This window comes from Mesorhizobium sp. M5C.F.Ca.IN.020.32.2.1 (genome assembly GCF_004023105.1).
Classification (GTDB): Bacteria; Pseudomonadota; Alphaproteobacteria; order Rhizobiales; family Rhizobiaceae; genus Mesorhizobium; species Mesorhizobium wenxiniae.
This window is the reverse complement of record NZ_RZSX01000392.1, coordinates 1-5,603: the sequence shown is the minus strand read 5'-3', so window position 1 is coordinate 5,603 and position 5,603 is coordinate 1. Positions and strand designations below refer to the sequence as shown.

Genomic DNA, 5,603 nt, shown 5'->3' with positions numbered 1-5,603 from the left:
GAGGTAGAGCGGCGCGGTGATGACGAAAGCCGCGACAACAAGCGTCAGCAGCGCCGGCAGCCGCAGAAACGCCAGGCCGAGCAGGCTGGCCAGCGCGATCTCGTGCAGGATACCGAAGAAGATGAAACTGTCCGGCGTGGCAAGCCTCGTGGCAGCCGATATGGCGAGCGCCGCACCAGCGACCATGGCGAAGCGTTTCCAGAAACCGTTCCAGCGGATCTGTTTGCCCTGGGCGAGGAACAGACTGACGCCGACCAGGAACAGGAAGGTCGAAGCGATGCAGCGCGCGTAGAATTTCCACCAGCCGAAGGCGGTCAGACCGGGATCGGTGTAGCCGAAGAATTCGAGATCCCAGGTGAAATGGTAACTCGCCATGGCAAGCAAAGCGACGCCGCGGGCGACGTCGATGGCGATGATGCGCTTCGGCTTCGGTTGATCCTGAACGGATACGGTCAGCGTGTCGATGCTCATGGGCTCGCAATTCTGATTCAGCAGAGCAAGACGACTATCACGATTGCCCCGGACAAAAGAAGGCGGTCACCACGGCCTCGGCTCCGGTTCGCGCCGGCGTCGCATCAAGGCCGGCATTAGAGCGACGTGCGTCCACTTGGACGCACAAAGTACGCTCTAACGCTTTTGAATCCACGCATCGTGCTTTCCGAGAATCGCTTCCGATTTCGCGCCGATGCGGTAGGCCAGCGCCGGAAAGCCTTTGGCCGGTTCGCTTTTTGCCGTGAACGGGTCGGTTTCCTGTTACCGACCCAGGGATGGCCACGGCAGATTTGGCGCTCACGTCCTGCTTTGGGCGATTCTGCTTCGGGGACAGCAATGGCTACCCATGTGCGCCATCCAATCGGGCTTCCGGCCTTGCGACCAGCGGATGCGCGCACCTTCGCCTCGCTCTATGCGGTCGAATCCTTCGCGCGCGCCACCGTGTCGAGCGTCATCCCGATCCAGGCCTACGAAATCCTCCGCAACGAGCAGATCGTCTCGATCCTCTACACCGTCGTGGCGCTGCTCGGCCTGTCGGTGACGCTGTTTATGCCGATGCTCATCCGGCGCTTTGCCCGACGCTGGGTCTACACATCAGGTGCCTGCCTGCTTGCCGTCGGCTCGCTGTTCTTCGTCACGCACACGCTCGCTGGGCAGCTGGTGGGCATGCTTTGCCGCGTGATGGGCGCCAGCGCGTTGTCCATCACGCTCAGCCTCTACATTATGGACCACATCCGCAAGACCGATTTCATGCAGGCCGAATCGCTGCGCATGGCGTGGTCGATGCTCGCCTGGACAAGCGGGCCGACACTCGGCATCTTCCTCTACACGCGTTTTGGCATCTATGCCGCGCATGGCGCGGTCGCCATCTTCGCCATGGCCCTGCTGGCGCTGTTCTGGACCAACCGGCTCGGCGACGATCAGTCGATCCGCCCTGGCAAGACGCGGCCGGCCAATCCGCTCGCCAATATCGGCCGCTTCGTCGCGCAGCCGCGTCTCAGGCTGGCCTGGCTGATCGCCTTCGGCCGCTCCTGCTTCTGGACGACATTTTTCGTCTACGGGCCTTTGTTCATGGTGATCACAGGCGAGGGCGAGCTCGCTGGCGGCCTGCTGGTCTCAGCGGGCAATGCGCTGTTGTTCACGGCCATCTTCTGGGGCAGAGTGGGACAGCGTTTCGGCGGCCGGCGAACCATGACATCAGCCTATTTCGCCCTGTCGGCCATGCTGCTGGCGGCAGGCGCCGTCGGCGAATCCGTGCCGTTTCTTACCGGCGCCTTGCTGCTGTGCGGCGCGCTCTTCGCCATCGCTCTCGACGCGTTGGGCTCGACCGCCTTCATGCGCTCGGTGCGGTTCTATGAAAGGGCTGAGATGGCGGCGGTCTATCGCACCTATCTCGACTTTTCCGAGCTGACACCGCCGTTGGTCTATTCGGTGGTGCTGGCGTTTTTCGGGCTGGGCTCGGTGTTCGCCACGCTCGGCCTGCTGGCGGCGGGCTGCGGTTTTGTCACCTGGCGGTATCTGCCGAAGTCGCTTTGATCGTCAGAATTTTGGTGAAAGCGTTGTATGCCGCTCGCGCACCCAGTTGTGGAAGCGATTCAATTCATATTCCTCGGGCATCAGCATGCGGCCTTGTGGCGCATCGAGCGCAGGCCTTTCTGGTTAATCTCGCAGATATCAGCGTCCTCCTCCAGCACCTGCCTGCCGAAAGCGACGATGTTGTCGATATTAGCCGTTGGATCGGCGAGCGCTTCGGACGAAAAAAGCCATTCGGCGGTCAGTTCGGACTGCTCCGAGCCGAGCGGCACCAGCCGCACGGTCCTGACATAGTCGACATGGCCGACGATGAACATCGACGGCAGGTTGGTGGCGTAGGTCTGCCCGGCGGAACGCTCGGCTGAAGTCAGGTCGGGAAAGACCGGCCGTGGACGCGCCCGTCTCGCGACCATGTCACGGCTCCGGCCCGCAGGCCACCGGAAACTCCGGCGCATCATTGTCGGCGTGACGGGTCCGTTCGGGGTCGTCGTCCCGACCCATCAGGCCGCGGCCATAGATCGACACCAGCCGCGACAGGTCCTTGTGGACGCCTGGGCAATGCAGGCACTCGTTGAAATTCTCCCAGAAGATCTTCCAGTTGCAGTTCATGACCTTGCGCAGCATATGGCCTGACACAGGCGCAAGGTCGGCCTCTCGGCAGACGAGCAGCTAGCTACGATACCAGATGGCGTCGAGATCGCGCTGATAGGCCTCGATGTCCCAGTAGGCCGATGACGGCAGCGACGGTTCAAGTCGCGTCAAACCGTTATAGGGATCGTGCTCGCTCGGGCTGGGCTGCATGACCGGCTCCTGTGATACGCCAGCCGACACCCGGTCGCGAACACTGTCAATCGCGGCGCCGGGCTGGCTGGCCTGCCGAGAGGCGCATTCGCGCTGGTGGCTGGCGGAATTTGGTTTGCCGGACGCGACGATTCTGCCTATAGTCGCAGCTGTCGTCGGTTCCGTTTGGAGCCGCGCATGATCCCGAAACCGGAATCGGTTCCGGAAAGGTCATGCGCAGAGTCTAAGTGTTAGAGCGTCCTTGTGCGTCCATTCGGACGCACGGCGCCCTAAAGGGAATGCGGTGAGGGCGAATTGTTGGCCCAATGCCGTGGCTGCCCCCGCAACTGTGTGCGGTTAGTCCTCTCCATATGCCACTGAAGAGTTTCTTCGGGAAGGTGGGGAAGGGCGTTGATCCGCGAGCCAGGAGACCTGCCGGCGACAGGAAAACTGACTTCTATGCCCTCGGGTGGAGGGCGAAAGGACAAGACATGAATACCGCTTCCGTCTCGCTCGGCACTTCCGTCTCCTCGCAGTCGCGCTTCGTGCAGCTGGCGCTTGCTGCATTTCTCGGCATTTTCGTGATGGGCTTTGTCGGCTTCTCGCATATCGAGGCGGTCCACAATGCCGCTCACGACTATCGCCATTCGATGGCGTTCCCCTGCCACTGACGAGGGGCTGACATCATGACACTGTTTCGCAACGTCGTGTTCATCGCGGCGATCGCAGGGCTTGTGGCAGGCGTCGTTCTCGCCTGCATGCAGGCCTATGCCACGGTGCCGCTCATTCTGAAAGCGGAAGTCTACGAACAGGCCGGCGGTGGTCACACGCATGACCATGCCGCGGCGCCGGCTGCGAACGCCGGGGAAACGAATGCTATGACCAGCGCGGCGCCAGCGCCGGCCGAAGCTGCCGCCCCGGAAGAGGAGGGCTGGACGCCGGCCGACGGCTTCGAGCGCTTCGCCTTCAATATCGTTGCCAATGTGGTCACCGGCATCGGCTTTGCGCTGATCTTGGTCGCCGCTTCGGAGTTCGCCGGCGGCATCGGCAATTGGCGTCAGGGCCTGTTCTGGGGCTTTGCCGGCTTTGCCGTATTCACGCTGGCTCCGAACCTTGGCCTGCCGCCCGAATTGCCGGCGATGCCGGCGGCCGATCTCACCCAGCGCCAGATCTGGTGGACGGCGACCGTGATGGCGACCGCGGCGGGTCTCGGCCTGCTTGCCTTCCGCAAGTCCTTGCCACTGGCGCTGATTGCCGTAGCGTTGATCGTGGCGCCGCATATCGTCGGCGCGCCGCAGCCCGACAGTTTCGAATCGCCGATCCCAGAAGGCCTGCATCACCAGTTCGTGGTGGCGGTGACGCTGACCAATTTGGTGTTCTGGCTGGTGCTCGGCGGCATCGTCGGCGTGGTGCGTGGCCGCTTGACCGGCACCGCGACCGGCCTGCGCGACAGCTTTGCCTGATCGCGTTGCCGGGACGCTGACCCTGGTCATCGGCGGTGCACGCTCCGGCAAGAGCGCGCATGCCGAAAAATTGGCGACGGCCTGCCCGGCGCCGTGGGCCTATATCGCCACGGCGCAAGCCTATGACGACGAGATGCGCGAACGTATTGCGCTGCATCGGTCGCGGCGCGGCGAGGGCTGGACGACCATCGACGCGCCGCTCGATCTCGTCGGCGCGATCGAGGCGCTGCCTGACGGCCGGCCCGTCCTGATCGACTGCCTGACTTTGTGGCTGACCAATCATATGCTGGCCGAACATGACGTTGAGGCCGAATGCCGAGGGCTGGCGGATGTGCTGTCACGACCGCGCGGGCCGTGGTTCGTGGTTTCCAACGAGGTCGGCCAGGGCATCGTGCCGGACAATGCGTTGGCTCGCCGGTTTCGCGATGCCGCCGGCCGGCTCAACCAGCAAGTCGCGGCAGTGTCCGATACGGTGCTGCTGATGGTGGTGGGGCTGCCGCTCAAGGTGAAGTGACATGGCTGATACTATCGATCCCAAGGACGAGGAGCGCCATCGCGCCAAGATGGCCAAGCGCAAAGCGGTGCAGGACGCCGAGGTCGCGGCAAAGACGGTCGAGAAGGGGCTGCTGATCGTCAACACCGGGCCCGGCAAGGGCAAGACCACTGCCGCCTTCGGGCTGGCGCTGAGGACGCTCGGCTACGGCAGGCGCGTCGGCGTCGTCCAGTTCATCAAGGGCAAATGGCACACCGGCGAGAAGGACGCCTTTGCCGCCTTCGGCGACCGGGTCGTCTGGCATACAATGGGCGAGGGCTTCACCTGGGAAACGCAGGATCTGAAGCGCGACATCGCCGCCGCCGAAGCGGCCTGGGCCAAGGCGCTCGAGCTGATGGCCGATCCGTCGATCAGCCTTCTGGTGCTCGACGAGCTGAACATCGCGCTGCGCTACGATTATCTTGATCTCGACAAAGTGGTGGCGGCGCTGAAAGGCCGCCGCGAAAACCTGCATGTCGTCGTCACCGGCCGCAACGCCAAGCCGGCGCTGGTCGATGCCGCCGATCTTGTCACCGAGATGGGCGTGACCAAGCATCACTTTTCCGCTGGCGTGAAGGCACAGCAAGGAATCGAGTTCTGATCACTTCGCAGCAGGAGAACTGTCTGTGGAACAAGCGGTAATCGTCTATCTTCTTCTGAATGACGGGCAGTTTGGAACGTCGAAAGAACGCGCTTCCATTCTCGCGCTGGAAGATCGGCTAGAGCAAGTCGTCGGCAATGCTTCGGTCGGTGAGTTTGATGGCGATGAGTTTGGCGACGGCAAGTGCATCCTCTATATGTAC

At 63.0% G+C, this 5,603-nt stretch carries 9 protein-coding genes and 1 riboswitch; of the genes, 5 read left to right on the top strand and 4 right to left on the bottom strand.

Annotated features, from left to right (window positions below; translation table 11 throughout):
• Positions 1-471, bottom strand: a 471-nt coding sequence (locus tag EOA86_RS19655; RefSeq protein ID WP_128343168.1) for a heparan-alpha-glucosaminide N-acetyltransferase domain-containing protein, incomplete at its 3' end; no start/stop codon positions are given.
• Between the two features lie 357 nt (positions 472-828).
• On the opposite strand from EOA86_RS19655, the gene EOA86_RS19650 reads away from it, so the two are divergent.
• Positions 829-2,028 (top strand): MFS transporter, encoded by a 1,200-nt coding sequence (locus EOA86_RS19650; protein ID WP_127209877.1) that lies wholly within the window; start codon positions 829-831, stop codon positions 2,026-2,028.
• Positions 2,029-2,108: 80 nt separating this feature from the next.
• Here the strand turns inward: EOA86_RS19650 and EOA86_RS41265 are convergent, their stop codons facing one another.
• Genes EOA86_RS41265 through EOA86_RS41255 form a run of 3 tightly spaced genes read right to left on the bottom strand, consistent with a single transcriptional unit; the run spans position 2,109 to position 2,826 of the window.
• Positions 2,109-2,438, bottom strand: coding sequence for an SRPBCC family protein (locus tag EOA86_RS41265; protein ID WP_281033735.1), 330 nt, complete (start codon positions 2,436-2,438; stop codon positions 2,109-2,111).
• Position 2,439: 1 nt separating this feature from the next.
• Positions 2,440-2,649, bottom strand: a complete 210-nt coding sequence (locus EOA86_RS41260) for an SRPBCC family protein (RefSeq protein ID WP_281035676.1) — start codon at positions 2,647-2,649, stop codon at positions 2,440-2,442.
• Positions 2,650-2,694: 45 nt separating this feature from the next.
• Positions 2,695-2,826 (bottom strand): hypothetical protein, encoded by a 132-nt coding sequence (locus EOA86_RS41255; RefSeq protein WP_281035675.1) that lies wholly within the window; start codon positions 2,824-2,826, stop codon positions 2,695-2,697.
• Between the two features lie 224 nt (positions 2,827-3,050).
• A riboswitch (cobalamin riboswitch) is annotated at positions 3,051-3,260 on the top strand.
• 36 nt (positions 3,261-3,296) lie between these two features.
• On the opposite strand from EOA86_RS41255, the gene EOA86_RS19640 reads away from it, so the two are divergent.
• From EOA86_RS19640 to cobO, 4 genes are read left to right on the top strand one after another with little or no spacing between them, the layout of a single operon-like run.
• Entirely contained in the window at positions 3,297-3,476 is a 180-nt protein-coding gene (locus tag EOA86_RS19640) for a CbtB domain-containing protein (RefSeq protein WP_127209876.1), read from the top strand.
• Positions 3,477-3,491: 15 nt separating this feature from the next.
• A complete protein-coding gene (locus tag EOA86_RS19635) occupies positions 3,492-4,268 on the top strand; it encodes a CbtA family protein (RefSeq protein WP_128343166.1) in 777 nt (258 codons plus the stop codon).
• Positions 4,261-4,782 (top strand): bifunctional adenosylcobinamide kinase/adenosylcobinamide-phosphate guanylyltransferase, encoded by a 522-nt coding sequence (cobU, locus tag EOA86_RS19630; RefSeq protein ID WP_127209874.1) that lies wholly within the window; start codon positions 4,261-4,263, stop codon positions 4,780-4,782. Before EOA86_RS19635 ends, cobU begins: the two co-directional genes overlap by 8 nt.
• Before the next feature lies 1 nt (position 4,783).
• On the top strand, positions 4,784-5,401 hold the full coding sequence (gene cobO / locus EOA86_RS19625) for a cob(I)yrinic acid a,c-diamide adenosyltransferase (RefSeq protein WP_128343165.1): 618 nt from the start codon (positions 4,784-4,786) through the stop codon (positions 5,399-5,401).
• Positions 5,402-5,603 lie beyond the last annotated feature (202 nt).

Bases quoted from the DNA above. Each gene is read 5' to 3' on its own strand.
- EOA86_RS41255 (WP_281035675.1), bottom strand. From the start codon at position 2,826: ATGCAGCCCAGCCCGAGCGAGCACGATCCCTATAACGGTTTGACGCGA.
- EOA86_RS41260 (WP_281035676.1), bottom strand. From the start codon at position 2,649: ATGCTGCGCAAGGTCATGAACTGCAACTGGAAGATCTTCTGGGAGAAT.
- EOA86_RS41265 (WP_281033735.1), bottom strand. From the start codon at position 2,438: ATGGTCGCGAGACGGGCGCGTCCACGGCCGGTCTTTCCCGACCTGACT.
- cobO (WP_128343165.1), top strand. From the start codon at position 4,784: ATGGCTGATACTATCGATCCCAAGGACGAGGAGCGCCATCGCGCCAAG.
- EOA86_RS19640 (WP_127209876.1), top strand. From the start codon at position 3,297: ATGAATACCGCTTCCGTCTCGCTCGGCACTTCCGTCTCCTCGCAGTCG.
- EOA86_RS19635 (WP_128343166.1), top strand. From the start codon at position 3,492: ATGACACTGTTTCGCAACGTCGTGTTCATCGCGGCGATCGCAGGGCTT.
- EOA86_RS19650 (WP_127209877.1), top strand. From the start codon at position 829: ATGGCTACCCATGTGCGCCATCCAATCGGGCTTCCGGCCTTGCGACCA.